This is a genomic window from Microbacterium sp. SGAir0570 (assembly GCF_005491085.2).
In the GTDB taxonomy this organism is placed as follows: domain Bacteria; phylum Actinomycetota; class Actinomycetes; order Actinomycetales; family Microbacteriaceae; genus Microbacterium; species Microbacterium arborescens.
In genome coordinates, this window is the sequence record NZ_CP027929.1 from 2546320 (window position 1) to 2568036 (window position 21717).

Here is a 21717-nt window from a genome sequence, read left to right on the forward strand (position 1 = left end):
GTGCGCGTCCTCGTCGATCTCCTCGGCTATACCGGTGGCCGGGGAGGCACCGAGACGTACGTGCGGGAGCTGCTCCCCCGGCTGCACGAGCATCTTCCGGGAGTCGAGCTCATCGCACTGACCGGTCGGGCCGGGATCGTGGGAGTGACCGCATTCTTCCCCGGACCGGTCGAGACGATCCGCTGGGTGGGCGGCGGCCGTGCCACGTGGGCCGCGGGAGAGATAGTGGCTGTCAATCGCACAGCCCGCCGCGTCGGCGCCGATCTGATCTGGTCACCCGCGAACTTCGGCCCCCTGACTCGTGGAGGAGCCGGCCGGATCGTCTCAGTGCATGACGTGATCTATCACGAAGTCCGCGGATCGGGGCTGGCGGGCCTCGCCCGCTCCGTTACGGCATGGCTGATGACCAGGACGGCGCGGAGCGCCGACCGCCTTCTCACCGTGTCGGATGCTGCGGCGTCCGCCATCGCCCGACACCTCGGCGTTCCTCCCGCGCGGATCAGCGTGGTGCACAATGGGAGCGCCGAACCTCGGACCGTCGAGAATCCATGGGAATCTCTGGAGCCGCTCGGCATCGACGCCAGCCGCCCGTTGCTGTTGAGCGCGGGCAATCGAATGCCGCATAAGAACTTCGTCGGCCTGCTCGACGCCCTCGCGGCTCTGTCCCCCGATCAGCGTCCGCGCTCCGTCATCGTCGGTGGCGGACCCGACGACCCCCTCACGCCGGCCGTGGCAGCGCGCGGCCTCGACGCCGACGTCGTGCTTCCCGGCTGGGTGTCTGACGACCAGCTGGCATCGCTCTACTCGGCTGCCGGCGTGTACGCCTGCCCGTCTCTCGTCGAGGGCTTCGGACTCCCGGTCGTCGACGCGCTACGGGCAGAATGCATCGTGGTCGCCAACGACGTGCCCGTCCTGCACGAGGTGGGCGGTGAGTATGCGTTCTACGCAGACGCGACGAATCCGACAGCCTTCGCCGCAGCGATCTCCCGTGCGTTCGATCTCGACCGCGCCGCGGGCGACCGGCGTCGGTCCGAGGGCCGCGCGTGGGCCGAACGATTCAACTGGGACGCCGCGGCAGAGGCTGTCGCGGCGGTTCTGCGATCCGAACTGCACACGGCGCGCACTCATGAGTGAGACCAGCAGTCTCCGCTCGCGTCTCTTCGGCTTCACGCTGATCCCGGCAATCGCCGCCGTCTCTCCCCTCGTGGTGCTGCCCGCCGTGTCGCGCTCCGCGGGCGAGGACGGGTGGGCGAGCGCTATCGCCGGAGAATCGGTGGGAACGTTCGCCGCCATCGCCGTCGCTTACGGCTGGACGACGGTCGGGCCGGCTCTCATCGCGGGAACGATCGACAACGTTCGTCGCGGCAGGCTCTACAGAGACGCTGTCGTGGTGCGGCTGGCCATGTCCGTGGTCGCCCTGCCGCTACTCATCGTCCTCTGCTCGGTCATCGCGGCCCCGGGGCATGCTCTCCTCGCTTCGCTGATGGGCCTTCAGGGCGCGCTCATCGGTCTCTCCTTCACCTGGTTCGCCGTCGGCGTCGGCGACCCGCGCTCTATTTTGTTCTACGACGCGATTCCGCGTTTGTGCGTCGCGGTGGTCGCGATGCTCGCGATCGTGAACGGGGTTCCCGTGGAGGTCTATCCGATCGCCGGCATCCTCGTGACTCTGATCGGTACCGCGGCCTACACCCTGGGTCTCCTGCGCCGGTACCCCTCGCCCTGGCCTCCGCTGCGCGAGGTCCCCGGCCTCTTCCGCGTCGGTGCGCCCGTGGCCCTGAATGACGGCGCGCTCGGCGCATATTCTTCCGTGCCGATGCCCCTGGTGAACACGATCGCCTCCGGCTCCGCCGCCGCGGGCTTCGCCTCGGCGGACAAGCTGGCCAAGCTCGGTCAGTTCCTTCCCCTCACGCTCGCGAACGCCCTGCAATCGTGGACCGCCGAGGTGCGGGGAAGTGAGCGCGGCAAGCGACTGAAGATCGCGCTCACGATGCATGGCGGCTTCGGGTTGCTCGGCACCGTCGTGCTCGGCCTAGCGGGTCCGCCGGTGACAGCGATGATCTTCGGTCACCCCAACGCCGCGGCGGTAGGTGTCTGCTTCGCACTCGGCTTCGCGTTCGCGATGTACTCGCTGCGGACGTCGATGACCCGTCACATACTCTTTCCCGCAGCCGAGCAGAGGAGCGTGATGCGGGCGACATTGACAGCAACCGTCGTCGGCGTTCCGGCGATGTTGATCGGAGCGTCACTGTGGGGCCCGCTTGGCGTCGCACTTGGTTACGCCGCGACGGAGACCATCTCGACAGCGCTTCTCTTACGGCGCACGACCACAGCATTGCAACGATTGGTGCGGGAGGAAGCATGATGATGGCGCACGCGAGGCCCAGAGTCGACATCGTCATCCCCGTTCATGGCGGATGGGAATTCGTCGAGACGTGCATCGCCGCTGCCCTCGCGCAGACCATCCAGGCGAACGTCATCGTCGTCGACGACGCGTCGCCGGATGACACTCCGGAACGGATCGCCGCGACCTACCCTCGGGTGCGCCTCATCCGCAACCCGCAGAACCTCGGCTTCGCTCGCAGCTGCAACGTCGGCATCGCTGCTGGCGAGAATGAGTTGGTCATGCTGGTCAACAGCGACGTGGAGCTGGGCGCCAACGCCGTAGAAACCGCGGTAGCCACCTTCGACGAGCGAGGCCCGCGTGTCGGCAGTGCGAGCCCGATTCTCGGCGCACCGGACGGCACCGTCGATTCGTTCGGAATAGTCGCCGACGTCACCGGCGCCGGCTTCGTTCGATTCCATGGAGCGGATCTGTCCGCCACAGATCCGAGTGAGCCACGCCTTCTCGGCCCGTATGGAGCTGTCGCCGTCTATCGGCGAGCGGCGCTTGCAGAGGTCGGAGCCTTCGACGAGAACATCTTCATGTATGGCGAAGAACTGGATCTCGCGTACCGGCTGCGTGCCGCCGGCTGGCTTGCAGTCGCCATCCCACACCAGCTCGGCGTTCATCTGGGCGGAGCCTCCGCTGGCCGAGAGTCTCGTCGCCAGCGCTACCTGTCGGGCTTCGCACGCGGATACACCCTGCGCGTATACGACGTATTGCGATCGCGCCACATGATCCGGGCACTGGCGACGGAAGCAATCGTGTGCACTGCCCGGCTCGTCTTGCGACGCGATGTCGCCTCCCTCCGCGGCCGAATCGACGGGTGGAGAAAAGGCCGCAAGGTCACTAAGCGAGAGCTCCCACGGGACGGGATCGATTCGAGCATCGGCTTTGCCCGGTCGATACGCATGCGCGAACCGGGTTACTGGCGTTCGACCTCGCCTCGCAGCCAGGACACCCCTCCGGTGAGACCTGAATTGTAGGTCTGGCAGACTTGACCACCATGAAGGGCATCATTCTCGCCGGCGGTTCGGGCACGCGCCTGCACCCGATCACGTTGGGCGTCTCGAAGCAGTTGATCCCGGTGTACGACAAGCCGATGGTCTACTACCCCCTGTCGACGCTGATGCTCGCGGGCATCCGCGACATCCTGATCATCACGACGCCGCACGATGCGCCGTTCTTCGAGCGGCTCCTGGGCGACGGAACGCAGTTCGGCATCTCCCTGACGTTCGCGCAGCAGCCGTCCCCGGACGGGCTGGCACAGGCGTTCACGATCGGAGCGGATTTCATCGGCGACGACAAGGTCGCCCTCGTCCTCGGCGACAACCTCCTCTACGGTCCGGGCCTCGGTTCACAGCTCAAGCGCTACGCCGACGTCGACGGCGGGGCTGTCTTCGCGTACTGGGTGGGCGAGCCCTCCGCGTACGGCGTGGTGGAGTTCGACGACGAGGGTCGCGCCGTCTCGCTGGAGGAGAAGCCCCGCGAGCCGAAGAGCAACTTCGCGGTGCCGGGCCTGTACTTCTACGACAACGATGTGATCGACATCGCCCGCAACCTTCAGCCCTCGCCCCGCGGCGAGTACGAGATCACCGACATCAACAGCGCCTACCTCGAACGGGGCAAGCTGCAGGTCGAGGTCCTCCCCCGCGGAACCGCCTGGCTCGACACCGGCACCTTCGATCAGATGACCGACGCCGGCGATTACGTGCGCACGATGGAGCGGCGGACGGGGCTGCGGATCGGCGTTCCCGAGGAGGTGGCCTGGCGTCAGGGGTTCCTCTCCGACGACGAACTGCGCAACCGCGCGGCGAAGCTCGTGAAGTCCGGATACGGAACGTACCTGCTCGAGGTCCTCGAGCGCGGTCGGTGACGCCCCGCGCCGCGTCGCCCGGCACCATCGTCCGGACGATGATCCGGCGCGCGGCCGCGGTCGCCCGCTCGCGCGTGCGAGACGTCCGGGACTCCTGGTGGGGCGGCCCCATCATCCGTCGCATCGACCGGGTCTGGTGGGCGCGGACCATCAACCGTGCCGACATCGTCGACCCGGTCGCCGTCTCCGCCCAGCGGCCCGGCCTGAGCCCACGCGCCGCCGTGCGACATTACGTCCGCCGGGGCTTCCGCGACGGTTTCGTCCTGAACCCGCTGTTCTCGGAACAGATGGTGTCGATGCAGCTCTCCGACGCCGGGAGGGTTCCGGCGCTGTACGCGTACCTGGTGAACGACCGCCGCCGCATCCGGACGAGCCTGCTGTGGGACGCCCCCGGCTACGCTCTCGCCCACCCCGAGTCCTCCGATGACCCCGCCGGTCCGCTCGGTCACGCCTGGCGCGGCTTGCAAGCGGGATCAGCCCTGGCCTTCGGCTTCCCGGGCGATCGTGCGCAGATGCGCGCGGACCGGATCTCGGCTCTCGTGACCCGAGCGCTGTCCCGAGCAGGGCGGATCTCGGGCGAGAGCGACCTCGCGGAACTCGCATCCAGCCCCGTCGTCCTCCTGTGGCGCCTCGCCGGGCACGAGCGCGACTTCAGCCTGACGTTGGCCACGGCCACTCAGGCGAGTCGCCGCATCGGTGCTCGTCTCGTCCTTGCGGTCAATGGCGAACGACCGGATGCCTGGCTGCCGGCCGTAGTCGCCTCAGCCGGCACCATCGGAACACTCGTCATCGCCGACGAGCCGCGGTCCTCCGTCGTCAGCGGAGCCACGGATCGGATTGTTCCCGGTTCTCGCCTGATCGTCCGCGGGCCTGGTGACGAGATCACGACCGAGAGCGTCGTCACCCTCGCCGAGATGGATGCCGGGATCACGTCGCCCCTCGTCCTCGATGTCGACGGCGTCGTGATCAACTGCGGGCTCGTGCGGCGCGGGCCGCGGCTGCATCCGCTCCTGCTCGGACACCCCGCGGAGGATGCGCGCGGACTCGGGCAGCGCGTGTCCGTCGACGGCATCGCCTCGTCGACGTTCGCCGTAACCGTGGGCACCTCGCCGATGCCGGACACCGCCCAGGTCCGCACCGACGCGTGGGTCATCTCCCCTGAGCATCATCTGCCGGCGCATGCGCGGGTCGAGGCGGCCCGGGGCATGACCGACGACCTCGACCACCTGGTCGCCCGTATCGGCCTGGCCACGGTCGACGACGACGACGCGCGACTCAGACGCCGCGCGCCCGCGGCTCGATCAGGGGCGCCGCGGCTGCGATGGGCGCTCAAGACCGCTGCTCCAGCCGGACTCGGCGCGGAGTGGTGGGGCGACACGCACTTCGCGCGCGGGCTCGCCGATGCGCTCCGGCGCCGGGGACAGGATGTCGTCATCGACTCCATCGGGGCCCGTAATCGGCCGTCACACCATCTCGATGACGTCGAAGTCGTCCTGCGCGGACCGGAGCGGATCGATCCCCACCGATCGGCTATCTCGCTGCTGTGGATCATCAGCCACCCCGACCAGCTGACACGCGACGAGACCGCCGCGTTCGACCACGTCTTCGCCGCCTCCGAGAAGTGGATCCGGTCGACGGCCGGATCGCTGGGGCCGATCGAGCCGCTGCTGCAGTGCACGGACGTGCACCGCTTCCACCCCACGGGCGCAGCAGACACGGACCGGATCGTGTTCGTCGGCACGGCCCGCGGCATCCCGCGCCCCTCCGTCATCGAGCCGATCCGCGCCGGCATCCAGGTCGACGTCTATGGCCCCGACTGGACGGGCTGGATCCCCGCGTCGTCCGTCGTCGCGTCGGGGGTGGCGAACGCCGAACTTCCCCAGCTCTACGAAGGCGCGCGCCTCGTCCTCAACGACCATTGGCCGGCGATGCAGGCATCCGGGTTCATATCGAACCGGCTCTTCGACGTCGTCGCCGCGGGCGGACGTGCCATCAGCGACGACGTCGAGGGAATCGACGAGCTGTTCGGGGGCATGGTGCGCACGTACCGCACCGTTCCCGAGCTTCTCGATCTGTTGCGGCAAGACCCGCAGCACGTCTTCCCGTCCGGAGAGGCGGCCGAGCTCATCTCGACAGACATCCGGCACCTGCACTCGTTCGACGCTCGCGCCACAACGCTGCTCGAGACGGCGCTGCGCGAGCGCACGGCGCCGGAACGCGGCCAGCGGCGCTAGCGACGTCGCAGCGGACGCAGCATCCGCCTGACCCGTCGTCGCCACACCACCGATCGGTCGTACGCCGTCAGGAGGCGATCCTCCTGCTGGGGCCGGTGCAGCCTGGCGTACATCTTCAGGAAATCGCGGAATGTTCCCCATTCGAACTCGCCGGCCCGGCGCAGGAACTCGATCTGCTCCATCGTCGAAGCGGGCGGTAGCGTCACCGAGATCTGATCGAAGTTGTAGTCCAGCGCGGTGTAGCTGACGGCCATGTAGTCGGGTGACGTCACCGTACGCGTGTGGTACCCGGCGTCGCCCGCGACGTACGCGGGGACACGTTCCAGAATGTGCGCCAGCCCGCCGTCGATGTACGCCTCCGCGCCGCCGAACTGGTCGTAGTCCCACGGCTGCTCGACGAGGCGACGCAGCGCCTCGGGGCGGGCGAAGAACATCGATCCGTAGGGCGCGAGCGGCGTCCCCTCGTCGACGGGGACGCGCACGCCCATCTTCGCCATCAGTTCGAGGAAACCGGGCTTGTTCGCCCACCACCCGTGCCCCAGGGTGGGATGCCCGATGTGCACGACCGGGGGGAAGGCCATGCCCAGGCCGGGTTCGCGTTGGAAGAGCGCGACGAGGTTCGCGGTGTAGCCGCTCGAGAAGAGCAGGTTCTCGAACTGCTGGAGCTTGAAGTGACGTCCGACGTTGTCGGAGTCCTGAGGCGTCTTCTTCGAGTGCACCTTCACGACGAGGTCGTATCCCCCGTCGAGCAGCTCGTCGCGGCAGCCGATCAGGAACGCGGCCTGATCGCGGCCGTTGTTCGAGGGAAGCACCCGCACCTCGACCGAGCCCCGCGCGGCACGCCGAGACAGATGATCGCGGATGCTACGGGCGCGGTCCTCCTCCGGGGTCGTGATCATCAGGTCGTACGCACCCGGAAGGGTGTCGATTCGATCCATGATCTCGTCGGTCATCTCGGGGTAGTAGATGTGGGCGACCGCAAGGGTGCGCAGCGGACGGGAGGGGTCGTACGTTCCGTCATCCTCCTCCGCGAGCACCTCAAGCATCGCGGCATCCGCGTTCAGTGTCTGCGGCTCGACGTTTCGCGCGAGATCCTGGTAGATCAGCTCCATCGGATACCCGCGACGCTCAGCGGCCTCGAGTGTCCACCGGCCGATGACCGAGAGCCGGTCCATGAACGGCGGCCATTGGAAGAACGGCCGCCTCTTCAGCGTCGGGCATCCCGCCTCGATGAGCTGCTGCGCGTAGAGCACGGCATTGTTCTCGATCTTGTCGGTCAGGCTCGGGAACGCGACCTCCGCGACGAAGCCGCAGTCGACGAACCTCTCGGTGAAGACCGCCTCGTGCTTGGCGACCGCGTCCGAGTAGCTGTCGAGCGAGGGCAGATCGCGCCAGTACTGGGCCCACTCGTCCGATAGGAACATGTCGCGCCGAACCGCCATCCAGTACGACTGGAGGTGGTAGGCGAGATACGAGTCCCCGGTGAAGGGGTTCGGTTCGACACGTGGATGGTCGGTCATTCCCCAGAAGTGCAGGGGCCGCTTGTCCAGGCGCTCAAAGAGCGGGGCGAAATCGCCGATCGGTCCGAACCACGTGTCATTCGCGAGGACGACCTCGTCCCAATCAGCGAGGCGATCGGACAGGTGTTCGAGGCCCTCTTTGTAACCGGTGATGTCGAAGCCGCGGTTCTCGCGCACGAGGATCTCATCGGCGACGGGCTCGAGCGCGTCGCGGCCGGCATCGGTGAGGAGGCCGTTGACGACGACGAGGACGTGGTCGCAATGGGCGCGCAGCTGCTGGAGCGCATAAGGGATGTACGCCTCGACGTCTCCGCGACGGTCGTAGACGACGTAGATCAGCGCGCGCTTCCCGCCTTCGGGGAACTCCGCAGCCGCGCGGGCCGGGAAGTTCACGAGTTCCGCAGTCTTCATTCCGTCTCCTCCCCGCGTCGCAGACCGCGCGACACCATGCGCCTGACGCGCGACACCACACCGTACCCGCGGCGTGCCGCGTAGTAGACCGGCAGCAGCCGCCGCGCCACGCTGAAGTGGTTGAGGCGCAGGTACATGCGGAACAACGCCACCGGGCCGCCGAATCCCATCCCGCCGGCACCGTGAAGGAATCGGATCTGATCGATCGGGTAGCCACGAACAGACATCGAGACCTGATCGGTCTTGAACTGAAGCGCGGTGTGGCTGATGCTGGCGTGCTCCGGCGTCAGCACGGTTCGCGCGTGGAACCCGTCCTCGGCGGCAGCCAGCACGACGGTCCGCTCCTGAACGTGCGCGAGTTCGCGATCACGCTTTCCGCGACGGTAGTCGGCGTGCCGCCATCGCGGTTCGACCATTCTGCGGAGTGCGTCAGGACGCGCCACCCACATGCCGCCGTATGGTGCAAGCGGCGAGACGGCATCCACAGGGACTCGGATGCCGAGCTTGTCCAACAGTCGTTTCGTCGGCCCTTCGAGACCGGCCCATCCGCGCCCCATCGTCCCGAAGCCGATGTGGACCATCGGGGGGAAGACGAGGCCCAGACCCGGCTCGCGGACGAACAACTGCAAGAGATTGACCACGTACCCGCGGCTGCCCAGCAGGTTGTCGAGCTGGTATCGCCGCGAGTAGCGGCGCAGGTTCAAGGTCTTCCGCGGCGATGGCCGGTTGTGGAGCTTGATCACGATGTCATGCCCGCCGTTGAGGAGCACATCGCGGCAGCCGACGAAGAAGTCGCTCATGTCGCGGCCCGGGCCGGGCGGCACGACGCGCACTTCGAGCGAACCGAAACCGAGGTCGTCGCGCTCCTCCAGGTGGGCCTGCACCTGTGCGGCGGTCATGCCGTCTCGCGCGGTGACCAGGAGGTCGTATCCAGCGGGAACGTTCCGCATCGCCTGCAGCACCTCGTCGAGTCCGACGAACTCGCTGACGTGCAGGACGACGAGGATGGCGAGGGAGTCCACGGCTGACGTGTCGGGGCGTGCCTGCAGAGGCAGGACGTCGAGCATGCCGGCATTCGTGTTGAGCGCCTTCGGGGGGACCGTCCGCGCGAGGCTCTGTCGGACCAGGCCCGTGGCGAAACCGTCCTCGTCCAGGCGCGCCAGCACCTCCCGCCCGATCACCGCGTGCTGGTCGAGATACGGGGGAAAGAGCCGGAATTGCGCCTTGCCTACGACAGGGCACCCCGCGTTCAACAGCGCATGCGCACTGAAGACGAGCGGGTCGCCACTACGGAAAGCAGACGCGGGAAAGGCGAACTCGACTGCCAGCCCTCCCTCACGCAGCGCACGAGGGAGGAGGTACTCCGCGTCGTGCGGAAGCTCCGCGTGCGAGGCCCAGAAGTCTTCGAGGGCTTCGCTGCTCTGTGCCTCCTCGCGCAGAACCGTCCACACCCAGGGCGCGGTCAGCAGCGGGAAGCCCTCGCCGGGGAAGGACTCCGGCTGATGACCATGAGCGTTCTCGACGAGCTGCCAGGCTGCGCAGGAAACCCCGTCCATGCGGTTCATCACCGCCGAGAAGTCCGAGACGGGTCCGAACCACGAGTCACCGCTCAGGATCACCTCGTGCGCGGGCCCCGACTCGTCCGCGCGCTGTCGGATCGCATCGCGGTAGTCGGTCGGTTGGAACACCGATGCCGCGGGCTCGGCGATCGAGTCACAGATCGTGCGAAGGCGTTGGCGCTGGGCGACTTCGAGCGCGTCCGGCGCGATGACGACGATGTCGTCCATCAGCGGCCGTAACGCCGAGAGCGCGTGGATGACGTGGTCGTCCACCACCGCGCGGGGGCCTTCGACGGCATACACCAGTCGGCGTCGTACGCGCTCTGCCGGTTGATCCATGTCGGCGGACGGCTCCCTTCGCGCCGCAGCTTGCGGCCGCTGAATTCTATCGAGCGAGCGTGAGCGCTCCAGGCGCGTTTCCTCAGCCGCCAGGTGTAGGCAGGTACCCTGGTGGGCGTGTCCACGCTTCTTGTGACCGGCGGTGCCGGGTTCATCGGTTCGAATTTCGTTCACCACGTCGTCGGCAACACCGACCACTCGGTGATCGTGCTCGACAAGCTCACCTATGCGGGCAACGCCGCATCCCTGGCGGGCCTGCCCGAGGACCGGGTGCGGCTAGTCGAGGGCGACATCGCCAACGCCGCGCTCGTGGACGAGCTGTTCGGGCAGGTCGACGCGGTCGTGCACTACGCGGCCGAGTCGCACAACGACAACTCCCTCCACGACCCCCGCCCCTTCCTCGACACCAACATCGTCGGCACGTACACGCTGCTCGAGGCAGCACGCAAGCACGACAAACGCTTCCACCACATCTCCACCGACGAGGTGTACGGCGACCTCGAACTCGACGACCCGGCACGGTTCACGGAGTCCACCCCGTACAACCCGTCCTCGCCCTACAGCAGCACCAAGGCCGGTTCCGACCTGCTCGTGCGCGCATGGGTGCGTTCGTTCGGGGTGAAAGCGACGATCAGCAACTGCTCGAACAACTACGGCCCCTACCAGCACGTCGAGAAGTTCATCCCCCGCCAGATCACCAACGTCCTGCGCGGCATCCGCCCCAAGCTCTACGGCAAGGGCGAGAACGTCCGCGACTGGATCCACGCCGACGACCACTCCTCCGCCGTGCTGACGATCCTCGACCGCGGCGTCATCGGCGAGACGTACCTCATCGGCGCCGACGGCGAGAAGGACAACAAGACCGTCGTCGAGCTCATCCTCGCCCTCACCGGCAACCCCACCGACGCGTACGACCACGTCACCGACCGCCCCGGACACGACCTCCGCTACGCGATCGACTCCACCAAGCTCCGCACCGAACTCGGCTGGACACCCCGCTACCAAGACTTCGAAGCCGGCCTGAAAGCCACCATCGACTGGTACCGCGACAACGAGGACTGGTGGGCGCCCGCGAAAGACGGCGTCGAAGCCTTCTACGCCTCGAAGGGACAGTGAACCGTGGCCATCGAGTTCGGAAAGACGCTCACGGTCATCGAGACCCCCATCCCGGGGCTGATCGTCCTCGATCTGCCCGTGCACGGCGACTCACGGGGCTGGTTCAAGGAGAACTGGCAGCGCGAGAAGATGACCGCTGCCGGCATCGACCTGCCCGACTTCGGCCCGGTGCAGAACAACATCTCGTTCAACGACGCGGTGGGCACGACCCGCGGCATCCACGCCGAGCCCTGGGACAAGTACGTCTCCGTCGCCACGGGCCGCATCTTCGGCGCGTGGGTCGACCTTCGCGAGGGGCCGACCTTCGGGGCCGTCTACACCGCTGAGCTCGACCCCTCGCGAGCGATCTTCGTCCCGCGCGGCGTCGGGAACTCGTATCAGACGCTCGAGCCCGACACCGCTTACACGTACCTCGTGAACGACCACTGGTCGCCCGATGCGACCTACACCTTCCTGAATCTCGCCGACGAGACCGCCGCGATCGAGTGGCCGATCCCGCTCGATCAGGTCGAGATCAGTGAGAAGGACAAGAACCACCCGCGTCTTTCCGATGTGGTTCCGATGCCGCCCAAGCGCATCCTGGTGACCGGAGCGAACGGCCAGCTCGGCCGGGCACTGCGCGCCGAGTTCGGCGATCACCCCTGGATGGAGTACGCGGGACGGGACGAGCTCGACCTGACGTCGCCCGACCTCGCCTCCGCGCGTCGGTGGCGCGACTACAGCACGATCATCAACGCTGCCGCGTACACCAAGGTCGACCTCGCCGAGACCCCCGAGGGGCGCGTCGACGCCTGGGCGGCCAACGTCACCGCGGTCGCCGCGCTGGCGCGCATCGCGACGGTGAACGGCATCACTCTCGTCCACGTCTCGAGCGACTACGTGTTCGATGGAACGAAGGACGGCGCCTACACCGAGAACGATCCCGTGTCACCCCTCGGCGTCTACGGGCAGACGAAGGCCGCCGGGGATGCCGTCGTATCGGTCGTTCCCCGTCATTACATCGTCCGCACCAGCTGGGTGATCGGCGACGGCAACAACTTCGTGCGCACGATGGCCTCGCTCGCCGAGCGGGGTATCGACCCCAAGGTCGTCGACGACCAGATCGGGCGCCTGACGTTCACCGATGACATCGCGCGCGGCATCCGGCACCTCATCGAGAGCGCGGCCGCACACGGCACGTACAATCTCAGTTCGGCGGGCACGCCATCGAGCTGGTTCGACGTTGCGCGGGATGTCTTCGCGCAAACCGGTCATGACGCCAGCCGAGTCAGCGGGGTCAGCACGGAAGACTACTTCGCAGGGCTAGGGCACCCGATCTCGCCGAGGCCGCGCAACAGCGAACTGGATCTGTCCGCACTGGAGGCTACCGGATTCACGCCCGCCGACAGCGCCGACGCCCTTCTCACTTACCTGAAATCGTGACGCTGCCCTGCTGCACGACGCTGGGCCCCGTCTTTCGACCTCACACGGGTGTCCGACGGTGCGGCTGAGCGCACTCGTCCCCGCACCGATCAAGCGGATGTGGAAGAACAGTGCGGTCAGGTACGTCGTCGTGGGTGGCGTAGCCTTCCTCGTCGACTTCGGGCTGCTGTTCGTCCTGCATGACCTCGTCCACATCGACCTGGTCATCGCTACGCCGGTCGCATTCTTCACGAGCTTCGCGCTCACGTTCCTGATGCAACGGGCGATCACGTTCCAGACCGGCGCCGGATGGGGATCGAGCGCCGTCAAGTACACGGCACTCGTCATTTTCAACGCCTTCGCCACCACCGCGGTCGTCACCGGCATCGACGCTCTCGGTTGGCCGTGGGCCGTGGGGAAAGGGATCGCCGTCGCGTCGACGACGGTGTGGAACTACTTCGGTTACCGCTACTGGATCTTCCCGCCGGCGCGCAGCGAGTAGCGTCGACGCACTCTCACCCGGCAGGCGCGTCCCGAGGCGGATCACCCTGAACCCCGGAGCCTGCTACCTGGGAATCCATTCGCGTTCGCAACTCGTCTAGGTCAGTACGGAGGATCGCGGACTCCTCTGCGAGGCGACGGATCTCGTCTTCGGCCCGGGAGAGTTCCCACGAGAGGTGGAGAGCGACTCCAACGAGAAGCACGATGGAGAGGGCGAAGATGAGGTTCGCCGGCACCTCGACACCCAGCACCTCAGTCAGCTGCAGGAGCAGTCCGGGGAACACGGAGATGACGAGGAGGGCGAGGCCGATGATCAGCCAGAGGGTGGCGTACTTCTCGCGAAGCTGACGCTTCAGGAGAAGGCCGATGATGATCGCAAGGACGACGATAGCGAATGCTATTCCTGCGGCGATGATCATGATGCTGCTTCCACGGGTTTGGCCGGGCCGCGCATCAACGCGAGGGTCAGGGCGAAGACCGATCGCGTCAGGTAGACCGTGGCACCGAACGGGTTCTGACTGGGCCGGCCGAAGGCCCGGGGCCGCATCGCGACCGGCACCTGCGTGACCGTCAAACCCGCGTGCAGCGCGTTCACCAGCGAGTCGACCGTGTCGCCGAGGTACTCGGCCGGGTAGTACCGGACGTACTGGTCGATCGCGACCTCATTCGCAGCACGGAAACCACTCGTCACGTCCGTGAGAGTGGTCTTCGCCACCCGGGACAGGACACCAGCGAGCAGCTTCATCGCCCACCGGCGCGGCCCCTTCGCGGAGTAATCACCGACGTCAGCGAACCTCGCCCCGATAGAGATGTCGGCCACGTCGAGTCCCGCGAGAACGGCGGCGATATCGCGCGGGTTGTGCTGACCGTCGGCATCCACCTGGATCGCTCGCCGGAAGCCATGCCGCTGCGCGTAGGTGAACCCCGCGCGCATCGCGCCGCCCACGCCCATGTTGAACGGAAGAGTCAGCACAGTCGCGCCAGCCGTGCGGGCTCGAGTGCCGGTACCGTCGCTCGAACCGTCATCGACGACAAGGACGTGATAGTCGCGACTCGCCGCCAGAACCTCCGCTACGGTGTTCCCGACGTTCTCGGCCTCATTCCACGCTGGGACGATCACGAGCGTCTTAGGCGGCTGTTCAGACATCCTCAGCATGATATCGCGGGCGTCCGATCGCGCTCGAACGAGGGAACGCCGATCACTGTTCGCCCCGGACGGCGTAGATCATCATCACACCCGGCCCTTGCTCTACGCTCTCGATGAGATCGAGACATCCTTGGTCGAGGGGTGCTTGGGTGAGCACATACGAGACGTGTTCCGCGGCGAACCGATTGCAGGAATCGAACGTCATCTGAATCTGGTCAGGTGCCGGGTTGCGTGGGGCCGGCTCACCCTCGCCCGGAACCCATGAGAGGGTGGCGAGACGGTTCCAAGCTTGCTCTGACGAACCGGTCGGATCGATTGCTTCCCACATCTCGGAGGCGGGGGATCCTTGGACACCGTTGTAGGACTGAACGCCGGACTCGACGAGCATCATCGTGGTGACGAGCGATGTATTGATGCCTACCCACGCGCCGGGGTCCCGCGCATCGATCTGCTCAATGCGCTGGACGGTCTCAGTCTGGCGGAGATCGAACACTCCCACGTAGACCGGGTTCACAAGCCCTGATTGCGCCAGGGTCAGCACGAGGAGGCCGGTCGCCGCGGTGAGGAAGCGTCCCGAAGCCATGAGCCACACGATCAGCACGAATGCCGCGGCGAATATCGCTAGCAGCGCCAGATCACGCCGTGCAATAGCATCCACGGATCCCGTGATGTCGACCGCTCGCCAAGCCACCACGCCTACCGACCCCGCCGCGAGCGTCGTCGCGGTCGCCTTCACCCATAGCGGCGGCACGAGGCCACGCGACCGGGCATCGTCGAACCGCGCGGCGGTGAGTACCACCAGCACGATGCTGACGACGCCGAAACCGATTCGCATCCGAGCGTTCGTCGTCCTGTCGAGGAAGAGCAGATGCGCGACCGGGTCCCAGCCAGGCACGAGAAGATAGGCGAACATCAGGGCGAGCGCGCCGACCACCGCGATCGCCAGGATGTCCAGCGCAGCGCCGTTCTTCCGTCGAGCCCAGACCAGCCAACCGAGCACCACCACGAGAAAGACGCCAGGAAGGAAGAAGGTGGAGGCCTCGGATGAGTTCACGCTCAATGGGGCACCCTGTGTGCGTTCGAGAGCGAAAGACGAGAACGCGGAAAACAATTGCGACATCTCGTTGACGCCGGCTTGTCCGACCTGCTGGAGCCGCTCCCCCGGATAGAGCGTCGAGGTGAATGCCTGGATCGTCTGCAGACGGGTCAGGATCCAGATCACCATCACCAGGCCGCCGGCGAGCCCCGCCACCAGGACCGGCGAGATGTCGACCAGCCGCTGTGTGAAGGGAGGTCGACCGACGTCACGGGCGATGACGGCCCCGAGGCCGAAGGCGGCCGCCACGAGCGTCACAGGAACGATGAACGGAACGTAGATTCCCATCGCCAACGCCGGAGTGATGTAGGCGACGAGCGCGGCCAGTATCCATACGGGTCCTCGCTTCCGCGATCGCAACGACCAGATGATCGCTGACATGACCAGCATCGCCCACAAGGCGGGGTACAGCGTGAGCGAGAGGTACCACCACTGCAAGAAGGGCGCAAAGAAGAATCCCACCGCCAGCGCCAAGCTCGTCAGCGGGCGCCGCGGAAGGAGTGTGACCGCGAACAGATATGTCGCCGCGATGACGCCGAGGCCCGGGAACCACCAGCGGAATGCCATCGCCTGGTCCAGGGGGAGGAAGAAGAAGCCGAGCAAGTGAGGCCGGAAGGCAGTCGACCAGTCGGCGTTCGGGAGGTCGTTCTGCACGGTCGCGTCCATGCCGCCCGGGAATGTCTCGTTCTCGACCGGAAGTGACTGCTCGACTTGCGAGATCACCCAGCTGGACTGCACGAACCACTCGTCGCTGCGGATTTCACGCGGCTCGCCGGCGACGAGACGGGGGTCATCGCCGCCAGACACCATCGAATGGAGGACCCCGGTCGAGCTGCCCGTCACGCCGAAGGCGACCAGCACCACGAAAACACCGGCGAGCAATGCCAACGGCAAAGCCAGCACGCGTCGAGACGGGAGGCCATCTGCCGTGGGAGCGATCCAGCGTTCCCACCTTCGGTCGCCTCTGCGGTCTCGGGTAAAAAGTGCGCGGGGGTCTGGGTCTCCCGGGGATGAGAACATTCGTGCTGCTTCTGTTCGTACGCGGCCAGGAATCACCCGATCCTACCGCGCCGGTGCGGGAACGCCTTGGTCAGGGCACCAAGACGCTGTGACAGCCGAGCGTGGAGTTGCTGCCGGGGCCCTGATTGATCGCGTAGCTGCATACCTGGTGCCGTCCGGGTTTGAGCGCCAGCCTGAGGTCGATGCCATGTGCGTCCCCGAACCCGGGGTACGCCCGCGCGACATCGGGACGTGCGACCGCGGCCGTCGCGACCGCGAAGCCGGCACCATCGACATACACGTGAACCTGGAGTGATGCGGACGTGTCAGGGTCGATTGTCCAGCCGCGTAGCCGCACGCCTCCGGCCTCGACGGTCACGTCAGTACCGCCGAAAGGCGAATGGTTCTCGACGACGAGCGATTCGCAACCGAGGAGCTGGTTCGTGCCGGGGCCGACATTGATGGCGTACGCGCAAATCCGGTGGGTTCCAGGATCGAGCTCGAAAGTCTCATCTATCCCGTGATCGGCCCCATAACCAGGGTAGGCCCGCGCGATATCGGCTCGAGTGACATCGGCTCTCCCGACGACGGCCGTTCCGTCGATATATGTGTGAATCGTCAGCGAGTCCCGAGTATCGGGATCGATGGCCCATCCGCGCATCCGAACCGATTCTCCCGTGACCGTCGTATCTATGCCGCCGAACGCCTGCCCCGCTCGCACCTCCAGATTGCGACACCCGAGCGTTGAGTTCTGCCCCCAACCGACGTTGATGCCGTAGACGCACACGGTGGATGACCCGGCGGGGGCGCTGATGAACTCGTCGAATCCACTCCTGCGATTCGCGCTCGGATAGATTTTCAGAACGTCGTCTCGGATCACGCTCGTCTGGATCGCACGCCCCGAGCTTCCTCTGTACACGTGAACAGTCATGGGCTCAGTGGTGTTGGGGTCTACAGCCCACCCGCGCACGCGGAAGCCGCCCGGCACCGGGTAGAGGTCATCGACCATTCCCTGCGGGTCGGCGCTCCGCGTGACCTGCACCGTCTGGCAGCCGAGAAGCTTGTTCATACCAAGCCCGACATTGATTCCGTACGTGCATACCTGGTGGCTGCCGACCGGCGTCTGAATGGAAACGTCGATGCCGTGATTCGGCCCGAACCCCGGGAAAACCGCGGCAACATCCGGCCGAGGGCGGTCCGCCTTGTGGACCGACCCCTGACCGTCGATGTAGACGTGGATGTCGAGCGGATCCCGGGTGTCGGTGTCGAGCGTCCAGCCGGTGATGCGCACGCCTCCGCTCAACGCCTCGACCGTCGTACCCCCGTAGGGCGAAGCGGTCTCAACCTCGACCGTCTGGCACTCGAAAGCCGTGTCCGACCCTCTGCCCACGTTGCGCACCGTGACGCAGATCTCAGTCGTACCTCCGACGACCTCGAAGTCGGCGCGCATGCCGTGGTTGGGTCCGTAGCCGGGATGAGCGGCCGCGACGTCGGGACGCGGATCGTCCGCGCGGAACTCTCCAAGACGAGCCCCGTTCGCTGTGACGACGACGGTAAGAGCCGCCCGTGGGTCGCTGGGATCGAGCGCCCAGCCGCGTATTCCGACTATCCCCCGGGAGACCTCGACGTTGAAACCACCGAACGGGCTCTCGTTATCGGCCTGCGTCGACCCGAACCAGTCGGTGTAGAGCCGCCAGAAGTTGCGGTTGCCGTACGAGGAGCAGGTGTCGCCCGTGCCGTACAGGTTGTTGAGTGCGGCCTGGTTGGGGACGTACGGGGTGTAGATGTACAGACCCGCCGTCGCCTGATTCTCGATGTAGACGCGCTGGGTGCCGCAGTTGTTGTACGGGTGGTACAGGATGTTGTTCCAGCGGCCGGCCTGGTAGCCGAAGTCCTGCGGGAACGCCTTGTAGATCTTGTACTGCCGGGCCGCGTAGTAGACCTGGTAGAAGAAACCGAGCGTCGCGGAATCACAGGGAGCCGTGTCGGGACATCCCTGTCCGGTCGCCGCCGCGTAGGCGCGCGCGGTGGGGGAAGGCGAGGTGACCAGCGACTGCTCCTTCTCGAGCAGGACCAGGATGACCTTCTGGCTGATGCCGCATGAGCGGGCGACGCGATCGATGATCGTGGACGCGCTCTCGTTGCCGCGACCCTCGTAGCCGTTGCAGTAACGGTCGGACGGACGGTTGTCGGTGTTCTGGCGGTAGTCCTTCAGACACGTGTAGCCCGACGAGCAGGACCGCACCTGACGCTCCATGAACGCCTGGATCTCCGACGATCCCATCGCGTTCGAGTCGTAGAACGCGGCGTCGCTGATGATGTTGCCCGGATTGAAGTCAGAGCCCGATGCGGCCGCGGCTGCCGGAGCCGGAGCGATCGACGACGACAGCGCGACCGGTGCCGCGACGAGCAGGGCGACGGCGCACACCCATGCGGCGAGGACCGCGACGGACGAGCGGATGCTGCGGCGCGCGCTCACTGGCTCGACTCGACGCTCGAGTCGGCGGAACGCGCCCGCGTCGACGAGGACTCGTACTGCACGTCGAAGCGCGTCGCGGCGGAGTCGGACGCGACGTCGGCCGACATGAGACCGCAGTACGTCACACCGTTACCGGCCGTGCTGGTGATGGTGGCCACTCCTACGCCGTCGACGCGGAGCGTGCAGGTGCCGTCATCCTCGCTGACCCCCGGAATCATCGCCGTTACCTCGAGCGTCGGCCCCCGCTGCTCGGCCGTCACGATCAGGACCTCCCCGTTGTAGGGGGTGTCCACCTCGACCGTCTCGGTCGGGGCCGGCACATCCGGCGTCGCAGTGTCATCCGCCGTCGGGGTCGGCTCGGGCGTCGGGCTCTCCAGCGTCGCCGTCGGCGTCGGAGACGGAGTCATCGCACCACCGACGGGCGTGGCGCAGGCGGTCAAGGCCAGCATGCCGATCACGAGGCCCCCGAAGAGTCGGAAGCTCGTGGCGGTCACCGAGGACGTTGTTCTGCGCGCGCGGAGAGAGGTCACCCTCTCATTCTGCGGCCCTCGCCTCGTTCACACAGCGTCGACGCCCCATTCGTCATCTGTCCGTTACGGGGACGGTCGACGCGACATCCGGCGCCGCAGACGGCGCAGACGCGACCAGATCGGCTGATGGGCGTCGATGTCAGCGCGGATCGCGGCGCGCTGCTCGCGCTGTTCGCGCCGCAGCGACTCGGCCTCGCTCCGCAGCTCCGCGACGATGCGGCGCTCCATGGCGCCCAGGTAGAGCGGTAATCCGGCGCCGTTCGCCGCCACCCAGGCACGGAGCTCGCGGTCGCGAACGACCATGTCGTCGCGGTCGTGGAGGTGCTCGAGCGCGAACATGCTGTTCCCCTCGGCACCCGACGCGCTCGGGCGCTGCGTCCAGAAGGCCAGCGGCGCTCCCCCGATGAAGCCGAGCGTCCCGACTGCAAGGACGCGGAGGTAGAACTCCCAGTCCTCGACGGCTTCGAGCGACTCGTCATAGAGGCCGACCCGCTCGTGCAGCGCACGGCGGTAGAGCAGCGAGATGGGGACCGCACGGTTCACCTCGAGCAGATCGATGAAGCGCAACGCCGTCAGATCCGCCCAGAACGGCACGCGGCCGGTCTCGACCCAGCGTCCCGCCCGCTTCTCCTCGTAGACGATCGCCGTCGCGACCCCGACCCCCGAGTCGTCCGGGTGCTCGTCGAGGAAAGCGACGGTGCGCTCGAGGAACCCCGGCGCCCAGAGGTCGTCATCGTCATGGATGACGACGAACTCCGTGTCGAGAGCGTCGACGCCCGTGTTCGCTGCGGCGCATCGACCGCCGGGTGCGCGGGAGTCGAGCACCGTCACGGTATCGGCGGCGGCCGACTCCCTCACCACGCCATCGACGGCCGCCCGATCACTGCCGTCGTTGACCACGACGATCCGCCGATCGCCGAAGGTCTGGGCGGCGACATCGGCGAGCGCCCGGGCGAGGAACTCGGGCCGGTCGGCCGTGCGGATGACGACTCCTACGCGTGCGGGCATACGTCCACCCTAGGAGGAGGAAACCGACGACCGCGTCACAGCTCGGCGTGGAGCGCCCAGACGCGCTCGGCGTGATCGCGCCACGAGAACGCGCGGCCGCGGTCCCCGGCCCGCACGGCCCACCGATGGAGCTCCTCCGGCGACGCCAGCACCTCACCCGCGGCATCCCGCAGCTCGTCGAACGGGGCGATGCGCGCACCGTCCAGGAGCACCTCGCGATGGACGGGTGAATCGCACGCCACGACGGGGATGCCCAGCACCATCGCCTCGACGGCCCGCCAGGGGAAACCCGATCCGTCGGAGAGCGCGATCAGCAGCACGGCCGCGTCGAGCACGGCGGCGCGGTCGGCGGAGTCGAGCCCGCCCGGCACGATGACGCGGTCGCGGTCGATGCCCGACTCGGCGATCGCCCCGGCGACGTCGGCGGGCGCGTCGAAGACGACGACGCTGGAGGTCTGCTCCCCCGCGATCGAGGCCAGCACGGCGCGCAGCTGCTCCTCGGTGCCGCCCGCGACGACGGCGACCCGGTCGGGCACACCGAGTTCACGACGCCGCCCGACGGCGTCGGTCGGCACGCGGAACTGCGCGGGGGCGGCACCCGGGATGACGCGGATCCGGCCGCTGAGCTTGGGCGCGATCTCGGCGAGGCGATGCGCCGTCGCGTGCGCGGGGACGACGACGGCATCCGCGTGCTTCTCGGCACGCTTGAGCAGGGCACGATGAGCCAGCAGAGTCGCCCGCGGGAAGAGCGCGGGGGCGTCCCACACGGCGAGGTCCCAGAGCGTCACGACCGTCTGGTCGTTGTCGTGTGCGCGGTCGTGCTTCACGAGCGGCGCGAGCAGGGTCGGCGCGTGCATCAGCCCACCCGCGACGCCTCCCGAGATCCCCATCGGCCAGGAGGCCAGCAGGCCGGTCCGCGGGAACGGGGCCCGGATGGTCTGCGCCAGGCCGTCGACCGCGGCGGCGGCGTCGACGGCATCCGAGGGAACGACGGCGGCGACCTCGCACCGGGCGGGCGCGGTCTCGATGAGCGCGCGCGCCACCTCGAGGGATGCCTCGGCGGAGTCGGCGTCGACGACGTCGATCAGCTGGTCGAGGACGACCCGGAGAACCGTGCTCAT

At 67.3% G+C, this 21717-nt stretch carries 17 protein-coding genes; 8 read left to right on the forward strand and 9 right to left on the reverse strand.

All coding sequences use genetic code 11. The features are described 5' to 3' along the window. From C1N74_RS12140 to C1N74_RS12160, 5 genes are read left to right on the forward strand one after another with little or no spacing between them, the layout of a single operon-like run. The gene (locus C1N74_RS12140; RefSeq protein ID WP_103843113.1) at positions 1–1134 is read left to right on the forward strand and encodes a glycosyltransferase family 1 protein; all 1134 of its coding nucleotides are present in this window, start codon (positions 1–3) and stop codon (positions 1132–1134) included. Then, positions 1127–2362, forward strand: a complete 1236-nt coding sequence (locus tag C1N74_RS12145; RefSeq protein ID WP_137750612.1) for a lipopolysaccharide biosynthesis protein — start codon at positions 1127–1129, stop codon at positions 2360–2362. Before C1N74_RS12140 ends, C1N74_RS12145 begins: the two co-directional genes overlap by 8 nt. Continuing rightward, positions 2359–3366 carry a glycosyltransferase family 2 protein gene (locus C1N74_RS12150; RefSeq protein WP_103843109.1) on the forward strand — a complete coding sequence of 336 codons (1008 nt, stop codon included), beginning with the start codon at positions 2359–2361 and terminating at the stop codon, positions 3364–3366. The genes C1N74_RS12145 and C1N74_RS12150 overlap by 4 nt, the downstream gene beginning before the upstream one ends. 20 nt (positions 3367–3386) lie before the next feature. Then, positions 3387–4256, forward strand: a complete 870-nt coding sequence (gene rfbA, locus C1N74_RS12155) for a glucose-1-phosphate thymidylyltransferase RfbA (protein WP_103843107.1) — start codon at positions 3387–3389, stop codon at positions 4254–4256. 38 nt (positions 4257–4294) lie between these two features. Then, positions 4295–6490 carry a glycosyltransferase gene (locus C1N74_RS12160; protein ID WP_137750613.1) on the forward strand — a complete coding sequence of 732 codons (2196 nt, stop codon included), beginning with the start codon at positions 4295–4297 and terminating at the stop codon, positions 6488–6490. Here the strand turns inward: C1N74_RS12160 and C1N74_RS12165 are convergent. Together C1N74_RS12165 and C1N74_RS12170 are read right to left on the reverse strand one after the other, a co-directional pair. Continuing rightward, positions 6487–8421, reverse strand: a complete 1935-nt coding sequence (locus C1N74_RS12165; protein ID WP_103843103.1) for a rhamnan synthesis F family protein — start codon at positions 8419–8421, stop codon at positions 6487–6489. The two genes, C1N74_RS12160 and C1N74_RS12165, sit on opposite strands and share 4 nt — an antisense overlap. Beyond that, the gene (locus C1N74_RS12170) at positions 8418–10283 is read right to left on the reverse strand and encodes a rhamnan synthesis F family protein (RefSeq protein WP_181405530.1); all 1866 of its coding nucleotides are present in this window, start codon (positions 10281–10283) and stop codon (positions 8418–8420) included. Before C1N74_RS12170 ends, C1N74_RS12165 begins: the two co-directional genes overlap by 4 nt. Positions 10284–10436: 153 nt before the next feature. On the opposite strand from C1N74_RS12170, the gene rfbB reads away from it, so the two are divergent. The 3 genes from rfbB to C1N74_RS12185 are packed head-to-tail and all read left to right on the forward strand — an operon-like array spanning position 10437 to position 13338. Further along, on the forward strand, positions 10437–11435 hold the full coding sequence (gene rfbB / locus C1N74_RS12175; RefSeq protein ID WP_137750615.1) for a dTDP-glucose 4,6-dehydratase: 999 nt from the start codon (positions 10437–10439) through the stop codon (positions 11433–11435). Between the two features lie 3 nt (positions 11436–11438). After that, positions 11439–12857 carry a bifunctional dTDP-4-dehydrorhamnose 3,5-epimerase family protein/NAD(P)-dependent oxidoreductase gene (locus C1N74_RS12180; protein ID WP_103843099.1) on the forward strand — a complete coding sequence of 473 codons (1419 nt, stop codon included), beginning with the start codon at positions 11439–11441 and terminating at the stop codon, positions 12855–12857. Between the two features lie 58 nt (positions 12858–12915). Further along, a complete protein-coding gene (locus tag C1N74_RS12185; protein WP_258039139.1) occupies positions 12916–13338 on the forward strand; it encodes a GtrA family protein in 423 nt (140 codons plus the stop codon). Positions 13339–13351: 13 nt separating this feature from the next. Here C1N74_RS12185 and C1N74_RS12190 read toward each other — a convergent pair whose 3' ends face one another. The 7 genes from C1N74_RS12190 to C1N74_RS12220 all read right to left on the reverse strand — a co-directional run bounded on the left by C1N74_RS12190 (position 13352) and on the right by C1N74_RS12220 (position 21717). Continuing rightward, positions 13352–13756: a DUF2304 domain-containing protein gene (locus tag C1N74_RS12190; RefSeq protein ID WP_103843095.1), complete on the reverse strand. Its 405-nt coding sequence runs from the start codon at positions 13754–13756 to the stop codon at positions 13352–13354. After that, positions 13753–14484, reverse strand: coding sequence for a glycosyltransferase family 2 protein (locus C1N74_RS12195; protein ID WP_103843093.1), 732 nt, complete (start codon positions 14482–14484; stop codon positions 13753–13755). Before C1N74_RS12195 ends, C1N74_RS12190 begins: the two co-directional genes overlap by 4 nt. 52 nt (positions 14485–14536) lie before the next feature. Continuing rightward, complete coding sequence (locus C1N74_RS12200; RefSeq protein WP_137750616.1) at positions 14537–16483, reverse strand: hypothetical protein; 1947 nt, start codon at positions 16481–16483, stop codon at positions 14537–14539. A 187-nt stretch (positions 16484–16670) separates the two neighbouring features. Next, positions 16671–19058 carry a hypothetical protein gene (locus C1N74_RS12205; protein ID WP_103843089.1) on the reverse strand — a complete coding sequence of 796 codons (2388 nt, stop codon included), beginning with the start codon at positions 19056–19058 and terminating at the stop codon, positions 16671–16673. Further along, positions 19055–19588, reverse strand: a complete 534-nt coding sequence (locus C1N74_RS12210) for a hypothetical protein (protein WP_137750617.1) — start codon at positions 19586–19588, stop codon at positions 19055–19057. The genes C1N74_RS12205 and C1N74_RS12210 overlap by 4 nt, the downstream gene beginning before the upstream one ends. A 63-nt stretch (positions 19589–19651) precedes the next feature. After that, positions 19652–20596, reverse strand: coding sequence for a glycosyltransferase family A protein (locus tag C1N74_RS12215; RefSeq protein WP_103843085.1), 945 nt, complete (start codon positions 20594–20596; stop codon positions 19652–19654). Between the two features lie 35 nt (positions 20597–20631). After that, positions 20632–21717 (reverse strand): glycosyltransferase, encoded by a 1086-nt coding sequence (locus tag C1N74_RS12220; RefSeq protein WP_103843083.1) that lies wholly within the window; start codon positions 21715–21717, stop codon positions 20632–20634.